The sequence below is a fragment of the Aquirhabdus sp. genome, from assembly GCF_046462495.1.
In the GTDB taxonomy this organism is placed as follows: Bacteria; Pseudomonadota; Gammaproteobacteria; order Pseudomonadales; family Moraxellaceae; genus Aquirhabdus.
In genome coordinates this window covers 424099-447588 of the sequence record NZ_JBKGVE010000004.1, presented here as the reverse complement: position 1 = coordinate 447588, position 23490 = coordinate 424099, and the positions used below count along the sequence as shown (strand labels likewise).

At 50.6% G+C, this 23490-nt stretch carries 23 protein-coding genes; 13 read left to right on the top strand and 10 right to left on the bottom strand.

The window, feature by feature from the left end; genetic code table 11:
- Window positions 1-21: 21 nt before the first annotated feature.
- From ACLHG7_RS05525 to ACLHG7_RS05515, 3 genes are read left to right on the top strand one after another with little or no spacing between them, the layout of a single operon-like run.
- On the top strand, window positions 22-1512 hold the full coding sequence (locus tag ACLHG7_RS05525) for an efflux transporter outer membrane subunit (protein ID WP_410210038.1): 1491 nt from the start codon (window positions 22-24) through the stop codon (window positions 1510-1512).
- 32 nt (window positions 1513-1544) lie between these two features.
- Window positions 1545-2744: an efflux RND transporter periplasmic adaptor subunit gene (locus ACLHG7_RS05520; RefSeq protein ID WP_410210037.1), complete on the top strand. Its 1200-nt coding sequence runs from the start codon at window positions 1545-1547 to the stop codon at window positions 2742-2744.
- On the top strand, window positions 2741-4297 hold the full coding sequence (locus ACLHG7_RS05515) for a DHA2 family efflux MFS transporter permease subunit (protein WP_410210036.1): 1557 nt from the start codon (window positions 2741-2743) through the stop codon (window positions 4295-4297). Before ACLHG7_RS05520 ends, ACLHG7_RS05515 begins: the two co-directional genes overlap by 4 nt.
- A 111-nt stretch (window positions 4298-4408) precedes the next feature.
- On the opposite strand, the gene ACLHG7_RS05510 is transcribed toward ACLHG7_RS05515, so the two are convergent.
- Both ACLHG7_RS05510 and ACLHG7_RS05505 read right to left on the bottom strand, forming a co-directional pair.
- A complete protein-coding gene (locus ACLHG7_RS05510) occupies window positions 4409-4912 on the bottom strand; it encodes a DinB family protein (RefSeq protein ID WP_410210035.1) in 504 nt (167 codons plus the stop codon).
- An 83-nt stretch (window positions 4913-4995) separates the two neighbouring features.
- A complete protein-coding gene (locus ACLHG7_RS05505) occupies window positions 4996-6456 on the bottom strand; it encodes a PLP-dependent aminotransferase family protein (RefSeq protein WP_410210034.1) in 1461 nt (486 codons plus the stop codon).
- A gap of 86 nt (window positions 6457-6542) precedes the next feature.
- Between ACLHG7_RS05505 and ACLHG7_RS05500 the strand changes: the two genes are divergently transcribed.
- Both ACLHG7_RS05500 and ACLHG7_RS05495 read left to right on the top strand, forming a co-directional pair.
- On the top strand, window positions 6543-6983 hold the full coding sequence (locus ACLHG7_RS05500; RefSeq protein WP_410210033.1) for a GNAT family N-acetyltransferase: 441 nt from the start codon (window positions 6543-6545) through the stop codon (window positions 6981-6983).
- Window positions 6984-7086: 103 nt separating this feature from the next.
- Window positions 7087-7518, top strand: coding sequence for a carboxymuconolactone decarboxylase family protein (locus ACLHG7_RS05495; protein ID WP_410210032.1), 432 nt, complete (start codon window positions 7087-7089; stop codon window positions 7516-7518).
- 75 nt (window positions 7519-7593) lie between these two features.
- Here ACLHG7_RS05495 and mmsB read toward each other — a convergent pair whose 3' ends face one another.
- The 3 genes from mmsB to ACLHG7_RS05480 all read right to left on the bottom strand — a co-directional run bounded on the left by mmsB (window position 7594) and on the right by ACLHG7_RS05480 (window position 11260).
- The gene (mmsB, locus tag ACLHG7_RS05490; protein WP_410210031.1) at window positions 7594-8487 is read right to left on the bottom strand and encodes a 3-hydroxyisobutyrate dehydrogenase; all 894 of its coding nucleotides are present in this window, start codon (window positions 8485-8487) and stop codon (window positions 7594-7596) included.
- Between the two features lie 73 nt (window positions 8488-8560).
- Window positions 8561-9721: an acyl-CoA dehydrogenase family protein gene (locus tag ACLHG7_RS05485; protein ID WP_410210030.1), complete on the bottom strand. Its 1161-nt coding sequence runs from the start codon at window positions 9719-9721 to the stop codon at window positions 8561-8563.
- A gap of 18 nt (window positions 9722-9739) precedes the next feature.
- Window positions 9740-11260: a CoA-acylating methylmalonate-semialdehyde dehydrogenase gene (locus tag ACLHG7_RS05480; protein ID WP_410210029.1), complete on the bottom strand. Its 1521-nt coding sequence runs from the start codon at window positions 11258-11260 to the stop codon at window positions 9740-9742.
- A 273-nt stretch (window positions 11261-11533) separates the two neighbouring features.
- On the opposite strand from ACLHG7_RS05480, the gene ACLHG7_RS05475 reads away from it, so the two are divergent.
- Both ACLHG7_RS05475 and ACLHG7_RS05470 read left to right on the top strand, forming a co-directional pair.
- Window positions 11534-12556: an AraC family transcriptional regulator gene (locus ACLHG7_RS05475; protein WP_410210028.1), complete on the top strand. Its 1023-nt coding sequence runs from the start codon at window positions 11534-11536 to the stop codon at window positions 12554-12556.
- Between the two features lie 99 nt (window positions 12557-12655).
- Complete coding sequence (locus ACLHG7_RS05470) at window positions 12656-13909, top strand: S41 family peptidase (RefSeq protein WP_410210027.1); 1254 nt, start codon at window positions 12656-12658, stop codon at window positions 13907-13909.
- On the opposite strand, the gene ACLHG7_RS05465 is transcribed toward ACLHG7_RS05470, so the two are convergent.
- A complete protein-coding gene (locus ACLHG7_RS05465) occupies window positions 13884-14765 on the bottom strand; it encodes an AraC family transcriptional regulator N-terminal domain-containing protein (protein WP_410210026.1) in 882 nt (293 codons plus the stop codon). The genes ACLHG7_RS05470 and ACLHG7_RS05465 overlap by 26 nt on opposite strands.
- 222 nt (window positions 14766-14987) lie before the next feature.
- On the opposite strand from ACLHG7_RS05465, the gene ACLHG7_RS05460 reads away from it, so the two are divergent.
- Window positions 14988-15578 (top strand): NAD(P)H-dependent oxidoreductase, encoded by a 591-nt coding sequence (locus ACLHG7_RS05460; protein ID WP_410210025.1) that lies wholly within the window; start codon window positions 14988-14990, stop codon window positions 15576-15578.
- 122 nt (window positions 15579-15700) lie between these two features.
- Here ACLHG7_RS05460 and ACLHG7_RS05455 read toward each other — a convergent pair whose 3' ends face one another.
- Window positions 15701-15895 carry a hypothetical protein gene (locus ACLHG7_RS05455; protein WP_410210024.1) on the bottom strand — a complete coding sequence of 65 codons (195 nt, stop codon included), beginning with the start codon at window positions 15893-15895 and terminating at the stop codon, window positions 15701-15703.
- 230 nt (window positions 15896-16125) lie between these two features.
- Between ACLHG7_RS05455 and ACLHG7_RS05450 the strand changes: the two genes are divergently transcribed.
- Window positions 16126-16731 carry a TetR/AcrR family transcriptional regulator gene (locus tag ACLHG7_RS05450; protein WP_410210023.1) on the top strand — a complete coding sequence of 202 codons (606 nt, stop codon included), beginning with the start codon at window positions 16126-16128 and terminating at the stop codon, window positions 16729-16731.
- 16 nt (window positions 16732-16747) lie between these two features.
- On the opposite strand, the gene ACLHG7_RS05445 is transcribed toward ACLHG7_RS05450, so the two are convergent.
- Genes ACLHG7_RS05445 through ACLHG7_RS05435 form a run of 3 tightly spaced genes read right to left on the bottom strand, consistent with a single transcriptional unit; the run spans window position 16748 to window position 18444 of the window.
- Window positions 16748-17866 carry a pyridoxal-phosphate-dependent aminotransferase family protein gene (locus ACLHG7_RS05445; protein ID WP_410210022.1) on the bottom strand — a complete coding sequence of 373 codons (1119 nt, stop codon included), beginning with the start codon at window positions 17864-17866 and terminating at the stop codon, window positions 16748-16750.
- Between the two features lie 58 nt (window positions 17867-17924).
- Window positions 17925-18287 carry a hypothetical protein gene (locus tag ACLHG7_RS05440; RefSeq protein WP_410210021.1) on the bottom strand — a complete coding sequence of 121 codons (363 nt, stop codon included), beginning with the start codon at window positions 18285-18287 and terminating at the stop codon, window positions 17925-17927.
- Window positions 18277-18444, bottom strand: a complete 168-nt coding sequence (locus ACLHG7_RS05435; RefSeq protein ID WP_410210020.1) for a hypothetical protein — start codon at window positions 18442-18444, stop codon at window positions 18277-18279. The genes ACLHG7_RS05440 and ACLHG7_RS05435 overlap by 11 nt, the downstream gene beginning before the upstream one ends.
- 559 nt (window positions 18445-19003) lie before the next feature.
- On the opposite strand from ACLHG7_RS05435, the gene ACLHG7_RS05430 reads away from it, so the two are divergent.
- The 4 genes from ACLHG7_RS05430 to ACLHG7_RS05415 all read left to right on the top strand — a co-directional run bounded on the left by ACLHG7_RS05430 (window position 19004) and on the right by ACLHG7_RS05415 (window position 23441).
- Complete coding sequence (locus ACLHG7_RS05430; protein ID WP_410210019.1) at window positions 19004-19330, top strand: carboxymuconolactone decarboxylase family protein; 327 nt, start codon at window positions 19004-19006, stop codon at window positions 19328-19330.
- An 84-nt stretch (window positions 19331-19414) separates the two neighbouring features.
- Window positions 19415-20464 carry an NAD(P)-dependent alcohol dehydrogenase gene (locus ACLHG7_RS05425; protein WP_410210018.1) on the top strand — a complete coding sequence of 350 codons (1050 nt, stop codon included), beginning with the start codon at window positions 19415-19417 and terminating at the stop codon, window positions 20462-20464.
- Between the two features lie 137 nt (window positions 20465-20601).
- Window positions 20602-21531, top strand: a complete 930-nt coding sequence (locus tag ACLHG7_RS05420; RefSeq protein WP_410210017.1) for a DMT family transporter — start codon at window positions 20602-20604, stop codon at window positions 21529-21531.
- Between the two features lie 359 nt (window positions 21532-21890).
- A complete protein-coding gene (locus tag ACLHG7_RS05415) occupies window positions 21891-23441 on the top strand; it encodes a hypothetical protein (RefSeq protein ID WP_410210016.1) in 1551 nt (516 codons plus the stop codon).
- Window positions 23442-23490 lie beyond the last annotated feature (49 nt).

Here is a 23490-nt window from a genome sequence, read left to right as displayed (position 1 = left end):
TATTTTGCAAAGGTCGTACGTATGAACGATATATCTGGAACATCTCGATTCAAGCTCGCTCTCACTTGGGCACCGCTGACCCTCGCGATCCTCGTCGCGAGCTGCGCATCATTACCAGATGCAGATCCCGCCCCACGGTTAAACAACGTCCACAGCACAGACTTTGTCCCAAGTACTACTGGGCAATGGCCTGCGGCGACTTGGTGGCAGGACTTCCAGGATCCACAGTTAAATCAATTGATTGATCAAGCGCTCAAAGGCTCTCCGAGTATTGCCGTTGCCCAAGCACGCGTTTTTCAAGCGCAAGCAGCGACCGAAGGCGCATCAGCCAATCGCGGCATGAAGCTGACTGCGGATGCCTCAGCCAATGCCAGCCAGTACTATACGCGCATCAACAAAAACAACGTCCATCTGCCTCCGATTCAGGAAAACCTGACGGGGGGTAATGCGATGGCATCGCTAAAACTGTCCTATGACTTTGACTTCTGGGGCAAAAACCGTAAAGCCTTGGAAGCAGCTCTGGGCCGTGAAGCCGCCAGTCGTGCTGAAGCCGCGGGTGCCGCTGCGTCATTGTCTTCAAGCGTTGCCAGTACTTATTTTCAATGGCAAGTCTTAAACCAGCGCATCGCGGTGCAAATCCAGATCGCAGGTTATCAGCAGCATTTGCTCGATATCGAATTGAAGCGTCAGAAAGCGGGGCTGTCTTCAGGTAACGATGTGGCACCCCTGCGCGCCAACGCTGCACTGCCACAGCAAACTTTGGTACAACTGCAATCGCAGCGTGACGAGACGCTATCACAGCTTAAATCACTGGTCGCAAGTGGTCAGGATTTCCCTGCCCTAACGGTCCAGCCATTACCGAAATTTAATGGCGAGTTACCTGCTAATTTGCCGCTGGAGTTGATTGCACGCCGTACCGACATCGTCGCTGCACGTGATCGGGTAACCGCATCCTTAAGTGACGTTGAATCTGCACGTGCGGCTTTCTATCCAGATATCAATCTGTCAGCCAACGCAGGCATTTCGCATTATCAATTCGGCAATCTGCTTGCCCTGACACCGCTGCAAGCGGGGGTAACACCAGCAATCAGCCTGCCCCTGTTTGACTCGGGTCGCCTACGTGCCAGCTTAAACAGCAATCGCGCCGAAGTCGCTCTGGCAGTTGCCCAGTATGACCAATCCATTCAAAACGCGGTCAATGAAATCAACGATGCCGCACTGCATGTGCAAGGCGCTGACCATGAAGCAGACCCTCTGCAACATCAAGTACAAGCTCGCGAGCATGAACTGACAAATACCCAGCGTCTGATTAAAGCCGGTCTGCAGGACGGTCGTAATCTGATGGGCATCCAGCTCAGCAAAGCCAACTTACAAGATCAGGAGATCGCACGTCAGGGACGCGCACTGCAAGCCCATGTTGATCTCATTAAAGCCCTTGGTGGTGGCTATCAGGCCGAACCTAACACCGTACAAGCAGACGCGAAGGTCACCGACCCGCGCACGCATAACTAATCAGCAGCCTGCACACTATTCTGGAGAACACCATGACTGAACAGAACACCACTCCCGAGGCGGCTGCAACCCCTGCGACGCCAGAAACAGCACCCGCAAACGGTAAACGCAAACCGGTACTCCTCATCATCGCTGCAGTCTTTATCACGATTGCAGTGCTGTATGCCCTGTATTACTTCCTGATCGTCCAGTTCCGCGAAGGCACCGACGATGCCTATGTGAATGGCAATCTGGTTTATGTGAATACTCAGGTCAGCGGTACCGTGGTGAGTCTCGGTGCAGATGACACTCAATCGGTCAAAGCCGGTCAGATGCTGGTCACGCTGGAAGGAGCTGATAGCTCCGTTGGTTTGGCCAATGCCCAAGCCAGCTTAGCGCAGACTGTACGCCAAACCCGTCAGCAATTCCGCTCAACGGATGAAGCGACTGCGGTGGTCTCACAGCGCCAAACCGACCTGACCAAAGTAACCGACGACCTGAATCGCCGTACACAATTGGCAGGTACTGATGCCCTGACTGGCGAAGACCTCGCCCATGCCCGTGCCGCAGTTGCCACCGCCAAAGACGCCTTGATCGTCGCTCAGAAACAACTTGAATCCTCACAGGCTTCGGTTGAAGGCACGACGCTGCGTCAGCATCCTGCCGTGCTGCAAGCGCGTGCTCAGTTCGTACAAGCCTATTTGGCATCACAACGTAATGTGATTCCGTCTCCAATCGAAGGCTATGTCGCACGCCGTGCCGTGCAGATCGGTCAACGCGTCACCTCAGGGACTAACCTGATGGCGATTGTACCGCTCAATGGCCTGTGGATTGATGCCAACCTGAAAGAAACCCAATTGCGCAATGTGCGTATCGGTCAGCCAGTCAAAGTCACCACCGATGTCTACGGCGGTCATGTGGAATACCACGGTAAAGTCGCAGGTATTGCAGCTGGAACAGGTGGCGCATTCTCCTTACTCCCCCCCCAAAACGCGGCGGGGAACTGGATTAAAGTCGTGCAGCGCGTGCCTGTACGGATTGCGCTTGATCCGAATGATCTGACCAAGCATCCGCTACGTATCGGCATGTCGACCATCGTAGACATCGACACTCACAATCGTGACGGTTCCGTATTGACCTCGTTGCCGATTGCCAATGTACCGATGACCACGCCAGTCTTTGATCAACAGCTCAAAGATGCCAATGCTAAAGCGGATGAAATCATCGCTCATGAAGCAGGCAGCAACTCATGAGTAGCGCGATAGCGGCTGCACGCCCACCTCAATATATGACAGGTCTTCCGCTGATCATTTTAACGATCGCGATTGCCCTTGCCACCTTTATGGAAGTTCTGGATACGGCGATTGCCAACGTCGCCGTACCCACTATTGCAGGGAATATGGGGGTCAGTTCCAACCAAGGCACGTGGGTCATTTCCTCCTACGGTCTGGCAGCCGCGATGGCTGTCCCCGTCACAGGCTGGATCGCCAAGCGCTTTGGTGAGGTGAAGGTCTTTGTCGTCTCCGTGTTCTTATTCACCGTTGCTTCGGCTTTGTGTGGTTTTGCGCAGAGTCTGCCGGAACTGGTGGCCTTTCGCTTCCTGCAAGGTCTGGTCTCAGGTCCAATGGTACCCCTATCACAGACCCTGCTGCTCTCCAACTACCCGCCAGAGAAACGCGGTACAGCCATGACCATCTGGGTCATGACTGTTGTGGTCGCGCCCATTTGTGGACCGTTACTCGGCGGTTATATCACCGACAACCTCACTTGGCCGTGGATCTTCTATATCAATTTGCCGGTCGGGTTATTGGCTGGATTCGTGGTATTTACCTTACTGCGTAAAAAAGACACTCCGACCGAAAAACTGCCGATTGATATCGTCGGGGGCATCTTATTGGTCTTGGGTGTCGGCAGCCTGCAATTGATGCTGGATAACGGCAATGATCTGGACTGGTTTAGCTCCAATGTAATCGTGGGACTTTGCATCACTGCGGTAGTCGCGCTGACTTTCTTTGTCGCATGGGAGTTGACCGATGACCATCCACTGGTCGATCTCAGACTACTGAAGAAGCATAACTTTCGTTTTGGCGTGATTGCACTGTCGCTCGGCTTTATGATGTTCTTTGCGCTCACGGTGTTGTTCCCACTCTGGTTACAGACCGTGATGAACTACAACCCCAGTTGGGCGGGGATCGCGACCGCACCGGTCGGCATCTTCGCACTGATCTGCTCGCCGATTGTCGCTAAAGTGCTAATGCCGCGTCTGGATTTACGCTTGCTGTCCAGCGTGTCCTTTGTCATCTTCGGCATCACCGCATTCTGGTTTTCGACGTTTAATACCGAAACGTCGATCAACGAGATGATCCCGCCGCGTTTGCTGCAAGGCGTTGCTGTGGCATTCTTCTTCGTGCCCGTCAATACCATTATTTTGTCGGGGATTGCCCAGAACCAAATGGCCGCGGCTTCGGGATTGTCCAACTTCTTCCGCACGCTGTCAGGCAGTTTTGGTACGGCACTGGTGGTCATGATTCTCGATCACCGCTCCAAAGGTCACCAGATCCAGTTGGCTGAGCACGTGAACCCAACCAATCAGGCAATGTTTGATTATACGGGTCAGTTGCAAGCGCTCGGCATTCCCCAAGGCGCCAGCTATGCCCAAATCCAGAACGTGGTCGTGCAGCAAAGCACGATGATGGCAACCAGTGAGATTTTCTGGCTGTGTTCGATCATCTTCATTGCCTTGATTGGGGTGATTTGGTTGACCAAGCCCCCGTTCTTGGCCGGTGGTGCGGGAGGCGGGCACTAAGAATGGTCTGATTTCTAAAGAATATCAGACATGCCTAAAATAAGACGGATATGATCAATCGATGATATCCGTTTTTTATTTGGAACCCCTCGCGTTTAATCTACTGAGAGACTAATCATCTCTACGACGACCAATCTCAGTATCATGTAAAAACTTCGTATAAATATCCCGAGGTGGCGCGATGGATAACTGCGCAAGGATACGTCCTACCGCACCGCGATGATAACCACCATGCGTCACGATATGCGCCAGCATTTCCTCCCGCGTCATGTGTCCAACATCCCCATCCACAAATGAAAATCGAATCGACTCACTCAGACTTTCTGGAGAGATATTGTCCACATACGCAATATACCAACCATCTGTTTCTATGACGGCTCGATGGAGGTCTTCTAAAGTGGGGGTATCAGACGTATTGGTCCCAGTATACCCATGTGTTGTTTGCTGTAAGTTTGCGACAAAGATGCGGTCAACCACATAGATATGATTCAAAATACGAATCGCCGAATGTAGCTCATCCGGATATTGAATGGGATCTAATGCTTTTAGCGCGGCAAATAATTCGGCATTTGCCCATGCTTTATAACGAAATAAAGATTGAATTAATGCGGACATGGGTACTGACCTATCAAAGGGTATCTTACAGCGTAAAGGCAGGGTGATTATCTCATCAACGCATGCTTATCACACTACCTATTCTACTCATACTCTCTCGAACCAAGATAGCACTGAACATTTTTCCACACCTCATACAACCGCCCACACAATCGCAGCGCTTCTTCTCGACTGGAAATATTGGTAAAAGCTAATAACAACCCAGCATTCGACTCAGCAGCCATCGTCCAGTTCGATAGCGCATGTACCGCCAAACCTTCCTGATGAGCCAAGAGGGCAAAGGCTTTGTCATCGACGACGTCTTTGAATCGGATCAAAATCAAGAGACCACCCGCGCGCTGCTCAATGCGGATATGATCTCCGAAGGTCAGCACTAAGGCATCCATCAGATCAGCACGGCGACGACGATAAAGCGCGCGCATCGTTTTCAGGTGGCGCGTGAAATGACCTTGCGCCATGAATTCAGTCACCATCATTTGCGTCCACACCGACGCGCTGCCAGCTTGCATCACTTGTGCACTGCGTCTAAAACGCTCGACCTCCTTGAGCGGCACCACCAGATAGGCCAGTCGAAGTCCTGGAAACAACACCTTGCTAAAGCTTCCGGCATAGAGCACGCGCCCCTCATGATCCAGACTCTTTAGGGCGGGTAACGGACGACTGTCATAGCGAAACTCACTGTCATAGTCATCTTCAACAATCCATGATTGCTCAGCAATAGCCCAATCAAGCAATGCCAAACGACGGGTTAATGACAATGATACCCCGGTCGGACTTTGGTGTGAGGGGGTGACAACCGCAAATCGGGCATGTTTGGCACGCTTGATTCCCTCCTCAATCTGTAAACCATCGATATCAACCGGTACTGGCACCAGCGTTGCACCCACTAGGTCTAAGAAACGTCGTGCGTGGATATAACCCGGATCTTCAAACCAGCATTGATCTCCCGCTTGCAGGAGTGCACTGGTGATGAGATGCAAAATGCCGCGATAGCCCGAGGTCACGAACACCTGTTCTGGCACACAGCTAATCCCGCGCGAGATCCCCAAATAAGTGGTGATGGATTCGCGTAAGGGTAAATGCCCCTGAATATCAGGATAGCCTAAGGATTGAATACCGAGTTCTCTGGCACAGCGGCTGGCAATACGTCCCCATGTTTTACGTGGAAAGGCATCCAAAGCGGGTACACCGAGTTGAAAAGGCAATAGACTTTTTTGTGGATGTGAGATGTGCTGTTCGGAAGTTAAAGCAGTCGGCGAAGTCAGCACACTCGTAGTGTTCAAGGATGACAATTGCGGTGAAACGATTGTTCCGGCAGCACCTTGCGCAATCAAATAGCCCTCGCTAATCAGCAGCTGATACGCGGTCTCGACCGTACCGCGCGCAAGACCCAACTCACTGGCCAAACCACGAATGGATGGCACACGCTCTCCTGACTTTAAGCGACCATCACTGATCGCCTCACGAAAGCGTCGATAAATCTGTAAATACAGTGCAGTGCCATCATGGGGGTCAAGATGGATCGGATTTATTTGTGAATTCATGTCCTATTCAAACAATCACTTTATGACCCTTATTAATAGGCCATCATGACGTTAAAGTAAAGACCTCGCTGATTGAGGCACACGCCATGACTGACATCGAAACAACACCTGCTCACCTCATCCACGTCGATGATCCACAAGGGCTTATGCAATGTTTTTCCTTGATGCAGGAACTGCGCCCCCATCTAACCGATGCAGCAACCTTTACCCAGCAAGTAATCCGCCAACAAACACAAGGCTATCGCTTACTGGCAGCCAAGCAAGATTCGAAGGTGGTAGCGCTCGCGGGCTATCGCCTACAAGAAAACCTGATTTACGGACGCTTTATCTATGTCGATGACTTGGTGACCAGCCCAGACTTACGCGGGCAACGCCTAGGCGAACAGCTCATGGATGCCATCAAAGCAGAGGTGATGCGCCAACACTGTGCGCATCTGGTCTTGGATACGGGTCTGGGCAATGCCTTGGCGCAGCGTTTTTATTTCCGGCAAGGATTCCTCAGCAAAGGCATGCACTTCGTGCGGTGAATGAACGATCAGCCCTGATATGCCTATTCTTTTAGAAAAATGCAGTCGAGCCATACTTCCTTAAACAACACCTTCTCTTAACATTAACACCTGGAGCAAAATCATGAGTACATTACGTCTTCCTTATAGCACCCTATCACCTGATGCTTACCGCGGTCTAGTCAATGCCAGCATAGCGCTCAGCAAAAGTACGCTTGGTCATTCATTGATCGATCTAATTAATTTACGCGTCTCTCAAATCAATGGCTGTGCATTTTGTTTGCAGATGCATGCCGCAGATCTGCGCAAGAGTGGGGTATCGGATGCAAAACTCGATCAACTAGCGGGCTGGCATGTCAGCAGTCTGTTTAGTGACAGTGAACGCGCTGCGCTGGCATGGGCCGAATCACTGACCCATGTCGCGACTGACCATGCGCCAGATGCTCTATTTGAAGCGCTGAAAGATCACTTTGACGCCACTGAAATTTCAGATCTCACCATTTCGGTGGCACTGATTAATGCCTTTAATCGCCTTGCGATTGGGATGCGTCAATAACGCTGTAGATGTCTACGTCACTCAAAGTCACATCCCTGACCGCATGGCATGATGCGGTCAGGGTCATGTTTTAAATTACCCTTTCGCCTTCTGCAACAACTGCAAAATGCTGGAAAAATCGAGCCCACCCGCACCCGCTTTGCTATGCAGTCCATAGAGATTGCGTGCCATCTCACCCAAAGGAATCGACGCCTGCCCACTCAAGGCCGCTTCGGTGGCCAGCCCCAGATCTTTAAGCATTAAGTCCACCCCAAACCCACCACGATAGCCCCGCGATGCAGGTACGTTTTCCATGACATCGGGATAGGGGTTATACAGCTCCAGCGCCCAATTGCGACCAGAACTTTTACTCATGATATCGGACAATACATGGGGATCAAGACCATTCGCCACCCCCAGTGCCAAGGCTTCTGCCGTACCAATCATTTGAATGCCGAGCAGCATGTTGTTGCAAATCTTGGCGGTTTGCCCCGCACCCGATGGCCCCGCATGAAAGATATTCTTGCCCATCTTGCTTAACACAGGACGCGCGCGTTCAAGTCCAGCATCCTCTCCGCCAACGATAAACGTCAACGTTGCGGCGGCGGCGCCTGCAGTTCCTCCCGAAACCGGCGCATCTAGCATCACCAGTCCACGTGCGGCGGCGGCCTGTGAGACGGTCTTTGCGGTTTGCGCTGCGATGGTACTGCAATCAATCACCAGTGCGCCCTGTGGAATATGTGGGAGTAAACCCGCCTCCCCTAGATACAGCGCCTCAACATGGCGACTGGCAGGCAACATCGAAATCACGATATCCGCATGCCGCACGGCATCCATCGCTGACATTGCGACAGTCGCGCCTAAGTCGGCCGCAGCTTGCAGTGCAGCTGGGGACAGATCAAAGACACTCAGCGTATAGCCCGCTTTAAGTAAGTTCTGTGCCATTGGGCCGCCCATATTGCCCAAACCGATAAATGCGATATGACTCATATAAACTCCCTGATTCGATCCATGATCCTAAATATTTGGTTGATATCTTCCGTAAAAACACTCACAACAATGCTCAGCGAATCTCTTCGGGTGCAGCTCCTGTCAGCATTTCGCGTGCGATGATCACGCGCATGATTTCATTAGTACCTTCCAATATCTGATGCACCCGCACATCGCGCAGATAGCGCTCAAGGGGATACTCACGGATATAGCCATTACCGCCGTGTATCTGTAGTGCCTCATTACAGACCGTAAACCCAATATCAGTAGCAAAACGCTTGGCCATCGCGCAATAGACGTTGGCATTCGGTGCCTGCTGATCGAGTTTGCACGCGGCTAAACGTACCATCTGCCGTGCCGCCACCAACTCAGTGACCATATCGGCCAGCTTGAATTGCAGAGCTTGCATCTCAGCAAGCTTCTGTCCAAACTGTTGTCGCTCTGTCATATAGCGCCGTGCGGCATCTAGGGCCGCTTGCGCAGCACCGATCGAGCAAGTGGCAATGTTGATCCGCCCACCATTGATACCGCGCATGGCGATCTTGAAACCCTCACCCTCTTGCCCGAGTAAATGATCAGTAGGAATCAGTACGTTATCAAAGCTGATCGTCCGCGTGGGCTGGCTGTTCCAGCCCATCTTTTGTTCTTTGCGCCCATAGCTGATCCCTGCTGCATCCGCCGGTACGGCAAAGGCTGAGATGCCTCTGGCACCGTCACCGCCGGTGCGTGCCATCACGACCAACAGATCCGTTGCCCCAGCGCCTGAGATAAACGCCTTGGCACCGTTCAATCGATAGTGACCATCGACTAAATCAGCTCGGGTTTTCAGTGACGCTGCATCCGACCCTGCGTTGGGTTCAGTCAGACAGTACGATGCGAGTTTTGCACCGCTCGTAAGCGAGGCGCCCCATTGCTCACGTACACGGTCACTGCCCCAACTCGCCACCATCCAGCACGCCATGTTGTGAATGGTGATGTAGGCCGCCGTGGACGGGCAGGCATAGGCCAACTCTTCAAAGATAATCGCAGCATCCAAACGAGACAGTCCCAAACCGCCGTTGCTCTCTGGGCTGTAAATGCCACAGAACCCCAAATCCCCCGCTTTTTTAATCACATCAATGGGGAAGAAGCTCTCCTCATCCCACTGTGCGGCATGGCGCGCCATTTCGGTCGTTGCAAACTGACGCGCGCTTTGCTGAAAAGCACGTTGGTCTTCAGATAAATCAAAATCCATCGCTGATCATCCTTGGACTTACTTCAAAGAGATCGTGGTATTGACACCACCCAAGACCGCATCATCATCAAACCAGCGTGCGGTAATGGTCTTGGTTTGGGTATAGAACAAGATCACTTGCTTGCCATACGGACCCAGATCACCGAGTTTAGAACCGCGAGAACCACTGAAGGAAAACAGCGGCACAGGCACAGGAATCGGCACATTGATACCGATTTGTCCGACATCAATGTCCTCTTCAAACTTCCGTGCTGCAGCACCCGACTGGGTAAAGATTGCCGTGCCATTGCCATTGGGGTTTTGGTTGATGAAGGCTATCGCCTCATCCAGCGTCGCCGCCGACACGATACAAAGCACGGGGCCAAACACCTCTTGATCGTAGATTTTCATACCGGCTTTCACGCCAGAGAAAATCGTTGGACCCACAAAGTTGCCTTGCTCATAACCGTGCACGGCGGGGTTGCGTCCATCCAGTTCAAGTGTCGCACCGCTTTCGATACCACTGGCGATAAAGCCCTCTACTCGCTCACGCGCCGCACAGGAGATGACAGGGCCAATATCAGCCCCGGCTTCACTACCGCCATTGATTTTAAGTGTTTTTGCGCGGCTCACCAAATCAGGAATCCATTGGTTGGCATCCCCCACGAGCACCACCACCGACAGCGCCATACAGCGCTGTCCCGCCGCACCAAATGCAGCGCCGACTAGATTATTCAGCGTTTGTTCTTTGTTGGCATCGGGCAGGATAATCGCATGGTTCTTGGCGCCCATCATGCACTGCACGCGTTTACCCGCAAGGGTTGCGCGTTGATAGACATGGGTGCCGACTTTGGTGGAACCCACAAAAGAAACCGCTTTGATATCGCCATGATCGCAAATGGCATTGACGGCATCTTCCCCACCATGAATGACATTCAGCACGCCTGTAGGAATGCCTGCCTCAAGCGCCAGTTCCACCAAGCGCATCGTCACCATCGGATCTTGTTCCGATGGTTTCAGCACGAAGGTATTGCCACACGCAATCGCCATGGGAAACATCCACAGCGGAATCATGGCTGGAAAGTTAAATGGTGTAATCCCTGCACAAACACCCAGTGCCTGTTGAATGGTATAGGTATCAACCCCTGCAGCAACATTGGTGGCGCGTTCGCCCATTTGTAGATTGCCGATATTGGCGGCATGTTCAACCACTTCTAATCCGCGAAACACATCGCCTTCGGCATCGGGTAGCGTTTTGCCCTGCTCCGCCGTCAGGATCGCTGCAAGCGCTTTCATGTTGTCGCGAATCAACTGTTGGTATTTCAGGAAAATACGTGCACGCGTGCCGATCGGTGTTTTACGCCAAGCTGGAAATGCCGCTTTGGCAGCAGCAACTGCCGCATTGATTTCATCCGGTGTGGCAAAAGGCACGCGCGCCAGCACTTGCTGGGTCGCTGGGTTGACTACATCACGCCACTCGCTAGTTGCGGATTCGATAAATTGACCATTGATCAGCAGTTTGACTGTGGGAATGACGGTTGGTGAAGTGGATGAATCCATGCGCTTATCTCCTGATAAAAGCCCTGAGGCAAAAACTTATCCCTATAACGTACCTAAAGATGGATGCTCATCACTGCACGCTTAGGGATTTATGGCAAAAGAGCTGGGGCTCTCGTATCGACTTATTTTCTGTGCCTTAGACTAGCCAAAGCAAAATCTGCCCGCTATGCTGCATTCACTCAAACCCCATGAGTGAATTTGCCATAGGATGGCTAAGTCCATGAATTCATATCCCCTAGGCCCCTATTCACTCGCACGCATATCGACGCTCTTATGGAAAAAGGTAGTATCTCGATCCACTTTGTGCACGCTGCGCTGAGCGCGGTTCAAGCGCGGGGATTAGATAATCATGCTTTACTGCTTGAAGCTGGGATTGCGCCTTCACTATTACAATCTACACAAGCCCGTGTAACCGCCACCCACTACGGCCGTCTTTGGCTTGCGGTCGCCCGGTTGCTGGATGATGAGTTCTTTGGTCAAGACGCGCATGGCATGAAAGTCGGCAGTTTTGCCATGCTATGCCGCACCCTGATTCACTGTAAAACTCTAAAAAGCGCCGTAGTCCGCATGCAGCAGTTTTTCAACTTGGTGTTGGATGACTATCACTGCGCGGTGATCTGTGAGGACACACTGACACGAATCGAGATTCAAGAGCGCAGAAGTGATCTGATAATCCCCCCACGCCCTTTTGGACATGAGACCTTGATGATCATGCAGCATGGTATTGCCTGCTGGCTGGTGGGTCGCCGTATTCCAGTGTTAAAAGCCGGCTTTGCCTATCCCAAACCCAGTCAAAGTGCTGAGTATCGTGTGATGTATTCCAGTCAGTTGGGCTTTGATGAGCCTGTTTCCTCGCTCACTTTCAATTCCGATTATCTCGACCTGCCCATCATTCAGAGTGAGAAAACCCTTAAAAAATTCCTTCAAGGCGCGCCTGCCAATTTCGTCGTGAAATACAAAAATAACCAGAGCATATCTGCGCAAATCAGAAAGAAATTGCGTGCCACGGCGCGCGATGAGTGGGATCACTTTGATCAGTTCGCACTGCATATGAACATGACACGATCGACCTTGCGCCGTCGCTTAAGTGATGAAGGGCTCTCCTTCCAATCGATCAAAGACCAATTACGTCGCGATATCGCGATTGACTATTTAAGTCACTCCAGCATGAGTGTCATGGAGATTTCGAGTGAACTGGGCTTTGCTGAACCCAGTGCATTTCACCGCGCATTTAAGAAATGGACTGGCGCCTCACCTGGACAATATCGTGAGCGTCTGCATGAGATTCAGTCTTGAAATTGAAACCCTATTATTTAGACCAAATAGTCAATATTATTGCATGATTGGCATAGCGTTTGCTGCCTGAAGCACAGCCCAACCACCGGAATCATAGTGATGAAAACGTGGACCCTCACACGCCGATCCTTCGCACGCGCCAGCATCACCGTACTTGCTGCAGCCACCCTGCCACGTTTAGCCTTTAGCGAACCCGCGCATGATGTATCAAGCGAAGAAGACTTCGACGAACTATGGCACACTCTCAAAGAGCGCTACTGCTTCTTTCAGGACAAGCATACCGACTGGGATCAGGTCCGTGCACTCTATCGCCCCTTAGCCATCGCCGCCGAGACCGACGATGCCTACATGGCCGTGTTAGGGCAAGTCTTAAACGAGCTCTATGATGCCCATACCCAACTGTCGAACGCCCCAGATGGCACACAATGCGGACCCTTTTATGATCTACTGGTGGAGCGGGTGGATGCTGGCACTCAAGGTGCTATCCGCATCAAAGCGATCCGTGACGGGTCAGCAGCCACTGATGCAGGATTGGTCATTGGAGACTTGATTACCGAAATCGATGGACAACCGATTGATCATGTTGTCCAAGTGCTCATGCCCAAATGCCTATCGACTCCTGATCCGACGGCTGATGTATATACCATCAATGTCGCCGCCTCAGGACGACGTGGGCAAGCCCGGCGTTTTACCGTTGTTTCACACCATCATCACCCACGTGAAGTTCAACTTCCCTTTAAAAAATGGGTAGAGCAGCCAAATATTGAAAGCAAACGACTGGATGACGATATTGGCTATATCGTCATTCGCAGTTTTGCGGATAATGCCGTTTTGGATACGTTTGATCGGGCGTTGAGTGATTTTCGCGATACCCGTGGTCTGATCATTGACGTACGGAACAACGGTGGGGGTGATACCGCCATCGCCAAACCGATCATGGGCCGCTTTATCAGCAAGCCATTACCCTACGCTCTGATGCGCCGCCGCGACGGCAAAGAGCTTAGTGATCCGTGGACAGAAATACTGGAACCACGCGGTCCCTTCACCTATACCCAGCCGGTTGTCGTGCTGACCAGTCACTGGAGTGCCAGTATGGCGGAGGGTTTTCCAATGGGTATGCGCGGCATTGGACGAGCAACGATAGTCGGCACCCCGATGATGGGACTCGGCGCTGCCGTCTTCCAGATTCACCTTGATCGTACAGGCATTCAAGCGCAGTACTCGGGTGAGCCCGTCTACGATGTCCAAGATCGCCCGCGCTGGCAGATGCGTCCAGATGTGGAAGTGCCTTATGGAGGGGATATTTTGGCGGCAGGAATAAAGACCCTCAAGAAGACTCTCGTACCCGTTTGATATCGCGTAGCGGAGGCTCACCAAACAAACGCGTGTATTCACGGCTAAACTGCGAAGCGCTCTCATAGCCCACCCGAATCGCTGCGCTGCTCGCATCCACATCGTCATTCAACATCAGTTGCCGCGCATCCTGCAAGCGGAGCTGCTTCACGTACTGCAAGGGGCTGATCCCAGTGATGGCACGAAAGTGCTGCCTGAACGTGGATGGGCTCATGTAGGCTTTCGCCGCCAAATCATCTATCGCAATGTCAGTGGTAAAGTGTAGCTTCAACCACGCAATCACCTTGGCAATCTGCTGACTGGGCGCACCTACTGTCACCAGATGACGCAACGTCGGACCATGCTCACCATTCAACAATCGCACCACGATCTCTTGCTCAATCAGCGGTGCCAGCAGGGGAATCAAATGCGGTTCATCAAAGAGATGAACAAGCCGCGCCAGCGCATCCAGCAGCCCCTGATCCATGCTCACCACCGAAAGTGCCCGTACCGCCGATGCCTTGAGTGGTGTCAGAAAATCCATCTCGGCAGCCATTTGGGCAATAACACGCGCATCCAATTCCAGACGCATCCCCAGATAAGGCTCGTGAACGGTGGCTTGCGTCACGTAGGATGCAACGGGCAAATCAATCGACGTAACCATCGATTGTTCGTGGCCATAATCAAAAACCTCATTCCCCAGCGTTACCCGCTTACGACCCTGCAGTGTAATGCCCAATCCCAGACCGTAAATGCACGGGATGGGCTCGGAGGCAGTACTGCGACGATAGACCATCAGTGCCGGAATCGGCGTACTGTAATCCCCATCGTTTTGGGCAATATTCTCAATCAACTGGATCAATGCATGTTGCTGCATAATTACCTTTCCCTCTTGTTTCGTGGGTATTGTGCTAACAGCTATCTCTGATTCCAGTCTATCACCATCCACTGGTATGTATTACACGCATTGATGATGACTCATCAAATTAGGCAATAACTTCATCAAATCAGACAAACGAATAAATCTCCTTAGCACCCACAATAGCCATCAACACATAGCATCCCCGTTATCTGTAATCTCCCTTTTAGAGGAATAATGATGAAAAATGTTCTGATCATTAACACACACCAATTTTATGAAGGCATCTCTTCCGGTAGTCTGAATCAGACGCTGGTGGATACCATCAAAGTAGACATGGAACAACGCGGTTACAGCGTACAACTCACTGACATTGAACAAGGCTACGATATCGAGGCAGAAGTGTGTAAGCATGTCTGGGCAGATATCATCATTCTGCAATCTCCCGTGTACTGGTTCGGCACGCCGTGGATATACAAGAAATATGTTGATGAAGTCTTCACCGCAGGTATCGCAGGGCAGCGCTTGCTGGTCGATGATAGACGCACCCGTGAAGACCCAACTAAGCAGTACGGCACAGGTGGCAAAATGCATGGTAAACAGTACATGTTGTCACTGACATGGAATGCTCCCAAAGAAGCCTTCGGCAATGACGACCAAGTGCTCTTTGCTGGTAAAACCATGGATGATGTGTTTGTTAATAATAGTGCCAACTACAAGTTTTGCGGCGCTGAAGTTCTGCCATCCTTTTCTAGCTTTAACGTTATCAAACAAGCCGATGTAGAAGGCGATCTTGCAAAGCTACGCGAACATCTTGCAGCCGTGATCTAATCTCACCTTGCCCATAGAACTATCTGGCGCTTGGGTAGAATGTAATGTTTGTAACTGGATTTTGAGTATCAGACGCGCGTCTATCCGCGCCGTCTTGAGAAGATGTGAATTCGTGATATCTGCTAAACCTGAGAAGAAACCGAAATTAAGTGCCCATATTCACTATAGGCCAGGACCTTATCCATATGACTAACCCTAACGACCTGTGATGTAAAGTCGATCAACCCGCTAAAGACATTGATCGTCGCAGTCAGTTGACCATTCTCGTTATAAATCTGGAGCATTCTGCTGACTTGAGTCACGCTGGCAATAGACATACTGGGATTTTAGCCTTGGCATAAGATATTAAATTTAAAGTGTTCTTTTTCGTGATTTTCATAAAAAAGAATGCATCACCCATTTTAAATTTCACACGATAGGTATTTGAACAGCTTATGATTACAGCAATATAACAACGTTATATCGCCGTTTCAATCCCTCCTGATATCTATTACAAAGCCAGTTCATTTGATAGATAATAATAAAAAGGGTTGAGGGTGAATAATGAATGCGATCTCGACGAAAAAAAATCAGCATGGATAGCAATACAACCGATCTGAGAAATAAGCTGATCATGACTGCACGCCAAGTAGTGCGGGAATCAGGTATGGTTGCGTTTAACCTCCGCGTAATTGCTGAACGAGCAGACACATCGACTCAGGCGATTTATACCTTATTTGGCGGTAAAGCAGGGCTGATTCGTGCACTATATCAGCACTTTGTGGTGGAGCTTGAGCAACGGCTGCTGTTGTTGGTCCCACACTCCACTCCTCTGCAACTGATTTATCAAACCGCACAAATCTACCGCGAACAGGCGCTGACGGACTCCGAACTCTATCTCTCCGCCACCACACCTATTGCAACCGAAGCCGATGTCTTGGGAATGTTATACAACTCCCAAGCATTCGCCCTGTTTACCAGCTTCATTGAGCGTGCCTCTGCCGACAAATTACTCCTACCGACTGAAGACTCTAAAGCGACGGCAAAAGTCTTATGGGCGGCAGTCCATGGTGCAGTACTCTTTGAAATCTGTACGCGTGAGCCTCATAGCCGAACCAATATGGTCAATGATTTATTGCCCATATTGCTGCGTGGACTCGGCACATTCTCCTAGACGTTCCTAGTTTTAATCAAATATCCTTTATTTGTCGTTCAAGTATAGTCAAGAACTGATCTAAACCCTCCGCTGTCATATCCGCCATATGTGGAATCCGGAACGTCTTATACTGGTACTTTTGTATGAGTTCCAGATTCAAACCTGAATAGCCGACATCCATCAGATAACCCTGCCCACGCATCCGCTGCTTAAGACCCGCAAGATCAAAATCTGCGGGCACACGAATGGCGCTGACTGAAGGACTGGCATCCGCCAAGGCCGGATAAAGGGATAAACCTTGCTGCGCGATCCATGCCAATACCTGAGCCTGAAGCTGCTGGTGGCGGGCAAAACGGTTTTCGATGCCTTCGATCTCGGTAATATAATCAAGCTGAGCATCCAGTTGATTCCACAAACTGCAATTCGGAGTCGTTAACACCTCCTGTTTGCGAGCAGCAATCAGATAGCGATTCAAATCTGTGGTATAGCCGCGATTAGGCACCTGTTCGATTACGTGACTCGCAGCCCCCTTGCGTAAGAAAATAATACTTAAACCCGCAGGCAATCCCAGACACTTTTGCGTCGCAGTGATATACGCCAAAGGTTTAGTTAGCGACAGATTGACTGAGGCACCTGCAAAAATGCTCACGCCATCCACAATCACCTGCTTACCCTGCTGCGCTGCCCATCCACAGATTGCAGCCAGATCATTGGTCACGCCTGTCGAACTCTCATTATGGGTAAAGACCAAAATTTCAGCACGTGCCACCCGCCCATCTTGTTCAAGTGTTGCCTGATCAATCGCCGTGCCTGCTTTAAACTGCACCAGCCCATGATTTGTTTTATCACAGCCCTGTGCAATCTTGGCAAACAACTCACCAAAAGCTCCGATAGTCAGGAAAGTACTACTGCCGTCATTACGGATTAGCGAGCGTACACAGGCCTCCATACCATTGGTGCCACTGCCATTAATCAGTAGGCAGTCATACTCATCGCTGGTGGTCCCTGCAATGCTTAACAAGCGCTGCGAGATACGCTGATACAGTTCATGTGCAGCAATGTCACGATGTCCAAAAGCCGCATGCAACTCAGGTCTTTTTAACCCATCCCGCAGATTGACGGGGCCGGGGATCGCAATGTTTAAAGGGGTCATGAGTGGGTTCTGCCTATACAAAATGGAAAAATAAACGACGAACGTTTTGAATCATCAACTACTCTCGAAAAGGATGAACACGATACCAATAGCGATAGCGATGCTGAAAACCCTGTATCTGGGCTAAGTGAAGGGCCTTGTGATCATGAGCCGCGATGTGCAAATCTGATTCTTGCGCGTCTTGTATTTTTTCCCAAGTCATCACCACCATTTCACCTTCACGCCTATAGCCGCGCTGAGCCAGCCTCTTATCCGTAGCCGAATGCCCGTTGCGCGAGACCAGCCGAAATAGCGGATGAGTATTTCGATTAAGGTGAAACGTCTCTAAGACATCAATCTGGGCATGAGATAGACTCTTCTGGATCGTAATGGCGTCATGTTCTGCTAAGCTGAATACCGTATGTTTAAGCTCAATCATCATGCTCACCTATCTTCGGTATCGGTGGCTTGAAGAAGGTACGCAATCCCCCGGTAAAAGCGCTAATCGCCCCGACTTCAATCACGGTGACATAAAGTGCATGACTAGAATTGGCAAGCATGGAGATCAAGCGGTGGTTTGCATTACGTTCAGTTTTCATCATTTTTCTCGCATAAAAAAAGACCACGATTTGAGTCGTGGTCTTTGTGAAAATATTTTGCTGGGTTTGGTTAAGGCTTTAAACACCATCTTAAACATTCAGCCAAATTTTGACACGCAGACCACCGCTCCCCATGATTTCCCATGGAGACGGAGGCGCAAAATCGGATGTTGAATAGATGTGTGTTCATGCTTTGATCGTATGGTCAAATATGCTGCGTTGTCAACCTCCATCAGTGCATTAATTCTAAATAAAAAAAGATATTTTATATGGTGGTTAAAATAACCCGTATTCAAGAAAGAACGCCTCTAACCATCACCTATGACATCATATCATCGACCCTAAGTATTCATGAGTTAAGCTCATAAGTCCTATCTACTGTGACCACCTAGTCAATAAAGCCATAGGGGTTTACATTAGCTTCATCCGCAAATGAAGCATCGGTTTTTCAGCAATTGAAACCCCACACCGTAACAAACACCGCCCAAGACCACACAAGTTCCATTCCATGACGGCGTATGCTCAATAACGCCCTAACTGTTTCCATCAGGAGAGCACCATGTCCAACACACCCAGCGCCGCCCGCGAGGCCTATGGCAAGATCGCACCAGCACTTGCGGACTATACCGATAACGTTTTGTTTGGTGACGTCTGGCAAAGACCGGGTTTATCGCCTCGTGATCGTAGCCTGATTACCGTTGCAAGTCTGGTCAGTCTCTATCGCATCAATGAGATGCCATTTCATTTCAAAAAAGCGCTCGACAACGGTATCGGCCGTGATGAGTTGGTCGAATTGATTACCCATCTGGCTTTTTATTCAGGCTGGCCTACCGCTAACACGGCCTTGATGATTGCCCAGCGCGTCTTTGACGAACGGAATCTCTAAAACCTTTTTTATTCAGTCATAAAGCCTTTAACACATCACGTTGATCATTTGGATCGTCACTCATAACACTCAAAGGAATCGCTCATGAAAGTCCTCGCTTATGCCGCTAAAGACGCAAGCTCGCCGCTTGCTCCCTATGTCTACACACAACGCGCACTACGTGATAATGATGTCACCATTGAGATTCTCTATTGCGGTGTCTGTCACTCTGACCTGCATCAGGCACGCAATGATTGGGGTGGCAGTATGTACCCTATCGTGCCCGGTCATGAGATCGTTGGTCGAGTCACCAGTATCGGCGCAGATGTCAAACGCTTTAAAGTCGGCGATGCTGTTGCAGTTGGCTGCCTAGTGGACTCCTGCCAACACTGTGATCAATGCCAAGCGGGTGATGAACAATTTTGCCGTGAAGGCTTTGTCGGCACCTATAACGGCCTCGACCGTCACACGGGTGAAGTCACTTATGGGGGCTATGCCAAACAGATCGTAGTGCGTGAACAATTTGTTCTTGCCGTTCCCGATGGCTTAGACCTATCTCGTGTGGCACCACTACTCTGCGCGGGCATCACCACTTACTCTCCACTGCAAATCTGGGGCGTGCGTGCTGGGAGCCGTGTGGGTGTGATCGGTCTGGGCGGCCTTGGGCATATGGCGGTGAAACTGGCTGCGGGATTGGGTGCAGAAGTCACCGTGATCAGCCGTACCGCGGACAAAGAAGCGGATGCCAAAAGTCTCGGTGCGCACCATGTCTTGATTTCAACCGATGAAGCGGCCATGACCAAGGCGCAATCAAGCTTTGATCTGATTATTGACACCGTGCCTGTACGTCATGATGTCTCGATCTATGTTCCTCTGGTCGATGTCAAAGGTGCACTGGTCATTGTTGGGCAACTGGGTCAGATTGAAGAACTGTCCACAGTGCCAATCGTGATGGGCCGCCGTACACTGGCAGGTTCATTGATTGGGGGCATTGCACAAACCCAAGAGCTACTGGATTTCTGTGCCAAGGAACAGATACTGCCGAAATGCGAAATGATCCGCATGGATCAGATCAATGAGGCCTTTGATCGTATGGAACGCTCTGATGTGCGCTATCGCTTTGTGATTGATATGGCATCATTAACTGAAGCTTAATGGAAGATCATATCTTGACCATCTAGTCATTTGATCTGCTACGATAGGCAGCGGCATCGTTCTTTGCAAAAACTATGCACAAAACGATGCGACTGCTTCCGAAGGAAATCTTCCCCGATTACTCCTGAGATCATACGATGCATAAAGAATTCTCCAGCGGTGCAGGCTTTGCCCTGATCGCAGCTCTTTCTTGGGGACTCACTGGCGTTTTTGTGCGCTTATCGGGTCATCACCCAGCATTAGAAATCACCGCAGGACGCTTGCTGATTGGGTTGATCTTTATCCTTCCCCTGTTATTGATTACCCGTTCACGGATCAACTTTAAACTGAGTCCAACCATCTGGATCTTGGGCGTCTTGCAAGGTCTCTATTTTTTGACCGCGGTCATCGCCTTTCAGTTTGCCCCGATCGCCATCGTCGCCTTACTCATTAGTACATCTCCTGTTTATGTCCTGATTTGCCGCGCAACTCTAGGAGAACAGATCAATGGGCGCGAAGCCTTGGGGGCGGCATGTGCCATCATCGGAGTCATTATCATCTGTATGACGGGCGCTCATCTGGTCACAAGCCAAGTCACCCGTCCTTGGATTGGTTATCTTTTTGCGTCACTGGCGGCATTATCCACAGCGCTTTCTGCAGTCATCATTCATCGACAACAAATCAAAGACCAGAGTCTGCCTTTAAAGATCGCGATAATCTGTCTGGGATTTGGGGGAATAATAGCCGCAATTATTGGGCTTATGGCTGGGCAGATCGGCTTACCCTTGCACTGGTCTTATCCAGAAGTTATTGCCATGATCGCACTCGCGTTGATCTCCACCTTATTGGCAACGCTATGTTATACCGCGGCATCCCAAAGACTCCCGCCTCTGCTCAACGTCACGTTGATGCTATCGACGCCTATATTTGCCACGCTCTTTGCCTACATCTTTTTGGGAGAGAAACTGTCGTGGTCGCTCGTTCCCAGTTGTGCTTTGATCTTGATCGGTGTACGGATAATCGCATCCGCTAAGGTATCCCAAGGATTGCAAAAACAGCCCAATGAACAAGCTGATCACGCTGCATGACTGTAGGGTGCCTATCCCGTCATCACTAGAATTTAACCTTATCTTATAATTAATCGCGTTTGTCGAACAATTCTTGCAAATGAACACCAGATCACAGATGATAGGGTGTCATCCTAGGCAGCGCTCAACAAAAAAATCACGGTAGCCAAAGAGACCAACAACAAGAGCATCGCACTGATTGAAATCCCAATTTGACGGAAGGTCATGTGGTTTCAGTCAGTGATACTAGGCTCAACATGGCTGCAAGCCATATTGAGCACGGGTAAAAGAGATAAAACAAAAAAGTAAGACCGCAACAACAAAAAAGCAGTACAGCAAAAAAATGCTGTGTAGCACCAAAACAATAAAGGACAACAATGATGGACGTAGCAAAAAGAACGAGGAAACTCGTCTGTGTTTTGATGCCGCTGTTTGCCGGGGCATTGTGGGGGAATGTTGCGATCGCACTCACGCCATTGACTGATCAAGCCATGCGTGATGAAACGGGACAAGCTGCTTACTACACCAATTACATTGCCCCTTCCGGCTCAGGAACGGGCGCAACCACCTCCGACTTTGGCTTTTTCACCCTAGGGCTTCAGGGCAACCTTGCGCTCAACACCAACATTCAGCATCTGCAGTTAGGCTGTGGTGGGGTGAATGGCCCAGGCTGTGACATTGATATCAATAATCTGAGCTTGAGCGGAAGCCCCGGCAGTAACGGTTGCCCTGCGGGAGCCAGCCCTGCCAGTTGTGATGCGGTCTTAACCAATCCATTCTTGCGTCTGGCGATTAAGAACCCCACCAGTCTGTCCACGCGTCAGATTGCGGGCGTTCAATTTGGCGCTCAGAATGCCACGGGACTGCTCCAGTCGGGCGATAATACGACAACAGCTAACGGGATTAATACTCTCTCAGGCTATGTCCACGTCCAATCCACCAGTGCCGCCAATACTTTAACGGGTACGATCAGCACGGCACCTGCAATATTCCCAGTCTACAATCCAGGAAGCGGCCCTGCCAACTACACCATCAATGGACAGCTGACGGCCTTGGGTGGTTTGGGGGCAACTGCTAACTTTACGCTGACTTCAGGCACGATCACGATTCCAGGATTTTCGGGGATCACTTTCAGCGTCCCTGCCCCAACCGTCAATGGCTCTCGCGTGACCGCCATTACCGTTAATCCTTCCGCGGTACTGCCTAATGTCATTCTGGGTTATAACCCCGATAACAACGATTGCGGTGGACTGGGCATTGGTACGTGTAACCAGTATGGCACACCGACCTATAACTCAAACTACAGTGCTGCTGGTTCATCAGGCACTTATCCCAATAATGGCACTGTGGGTACACAAGGGGGTCCTGTGGTCGCGCAGTCCACATCCTGCTTTGGTTTAGGTTGTCTGATCCTGCCTAATGGTGGCGTGAACGATAATTTTAATGTGCACATGTATGCCGCTATTCAAAATATTTCAGCTCAAGTGGCTTTTGTACAACCGTTGGGCTTTGTTCACTCACTGCCGGTCAACTCACCGATTTCATTGAGTTTACAGCAACAAAGTATCCTCTGGCCCGGATCACCCAGCGACAACGTTGCCCAAAAGGGCTGGTGGCTAGGCGTGAATAACCCCGTCTATCTCGGCGATTTAAAGCCCAGCGCTCCGATCAACTTGTGCGCAGACCCAACGAGTGCGACAACTTGCGTCTTTCCACAGTTTGCGCAGCAGTTCAATAACTATCTGGCAGGTCATTCGATTAATTCAAACGACCTTCTGGGTCTACTCTCAGGCGCGAACAACCCTAACTCATCAATTGGTGCGCAAGTGGGCACGGTGGGCTTGACCCCTATCGCCATCACCTTAAACGGTGTGCAATTGAGTAGCCAAAATACCATTCCCAACTGTTATGGCAGTCTAAAGTTCTGTTGACATCCCCCATCGTGAGCGCGTGATTAACGTCGCTCACGATGGCATCATC

Bases quoted from the DNA above. Each gene is read 5' to 3' on its own strand.
- ACLHG7_RS05450 (WP_410210023.1), top strand. From the start codon at position 16,126: ATGCGATCTCGACGAAAAAAAATCAGCATGGATAGCAATACAACCGAT.
- ACLHG7_RS05475 (WP_410210028.1), top strand. From the start codon at position 11,534: ATGGAAAAAGGTAGTATCTCGATCCACTTTGTGCACGCTGCGCTGAGC.
- ACLHG7_RS05525 (WP_410210038.1), top strand. From the start codon at position 22: ATGAACGATATATCTGGAACATCTCGATTCAAGCTCGCTCTCACTTGG.
- ACLHG7_RS05445 (WP_410210022.1), bottom strand. From the start codon at position 17,866: ATGACCCCTTTAAACATTGCGATCCCCGGCCCCGTCAATCTGCGGGAT.
- ACLHG7_RS05510 (WP_410210035.1), bottom strand. From the start codon at position 4,912: ATGTCCGCATTAATTCAATCTTTATTTCGTTATAAAGCATGGGCAAAT.
- ACLHG7_RS05470 (WP_410210027.1), top strand. From the start codon at position 12,656: ATGAAAACGTGGACCCTCACACGCCGATCCTTCGCACGCGCCAGCATC.
- ACLHG7_RS05455 (WP_410210024.1), bottom strand. From the start codon at position 15,895: ATGTCTATTGCCAGCGTGACTCAAGTCAGCAGAATGCTCCAGATTTAT.
- ACLHG7_RS05460 (WP_410210025.1), top strand. From the start codon at position 14,988: ATGAAAAATGTTCTGATCATTAACACACACCAATTTTATGAAGGCATC.
- ACLHG7_RS05425 (WP_410210018.1), top strand. From the start codon at position 19,415: ATGAAAGTCCTCGCTTATGCCGCTAAAGACGCAAGCTCGCCGCTTGCT.
- ACLHG7_RS05465 (WP_410210026.1), bottom strand. From the start codon at position 14,765: ATGCAGCAACATGCATTGATCCAGTTGATTGAGAATATTGCCCAAAAC.
- ACLHG7_RS05485 (WP_410210030.1), bottom strand. From the start codon at position 9,721: ATGGATTTTGATTTATCTGAAGACCAACGTGCTTTTCAGCAAAGCGCG.
- ACLHG7_RS05505 (WP_410210034.1), bottom strand. From the start codon at position 6,456: ATGAATTCACAAATAAATCCGATCCATCTTGACCCCCATGATGGCACT.
- ACLHG7_RS05515 (WP_410210036.1), top strand. From the start codon at position 2,741: ATGAGTAGCGCGATAGCGGCTGCACGCCCACCTCAATATATGACAGGT.
- ACLHG7_RS05430 (WP_410210019.1), top strand. From the start codon at position 19,004: ATGTCCAACACACCCAGCGCCGCCCGCGAGGCCTATGGCAAGATCGCA.
- ACLHG7_RS05420 (WP_410210017.1), top strand. From the start codon at position 20,602: ATGCATAAAGAATTCTCCAGCGGTGCAGGCTTTGCCCTGATCGCAGCT.
- ACLHG7_RS05520 (WP_410210037.1), top strand. From the start codon at position 1,545: ATGACTGAACAGAACACCACTCCCGAGGCGGCTGCAACCCCTGCGACG.
- ACLHG7_RS05495 (WP_410210032.1), top strand. From the start codon at position 7,087: ATGAGTACATTACGTCTTCCTTATAGCACCCTATCACCTGATGCTTAC.
- mmsB (WP_410210031.1), bottom strand. From the start codon at position 8,487: ATGAGTCATATCGCATTTATCGGTTTGGGCAATATGGGCGGCCCAATG.
- ACLHG7_RS05480 (WP_410210029.1), bottom strand. From the start codon at position 11,260: ATGGATTCATCCACTTCACCAACCGTCATTCCCACAGTCAAACTGCTG.
- ACLHG7_RS05500 (WP_410210033.1), top strand. From the start codon at position 6,543: ATGACTGACATCGAAACAACACCTGCTCACCTCATCCACGTCGATGAT.
- ACLHG7_RS05435 (WP_410210020.1), bottom strand. From the start codon at position 18,444: ATGAAAACTGAACGTAATGCAAACCACCGCTTGATCTCCATGCTTGCC.
- ACLHG7_RS05440 (WP_410210021.1), bottom strand. From the start codon at position 18,287: ATGATGATTGAGCTTAAACATACGGTATTCAGCTTAGCAGAACATGAC.
- ACLHG7_RS05415 (WP_410210016.1), top strand. From the start codon at position 21,891: ATGGACGTAGCAAAAAGAACGAGGAAACTCGTCTGTGTTTTGATGCCG.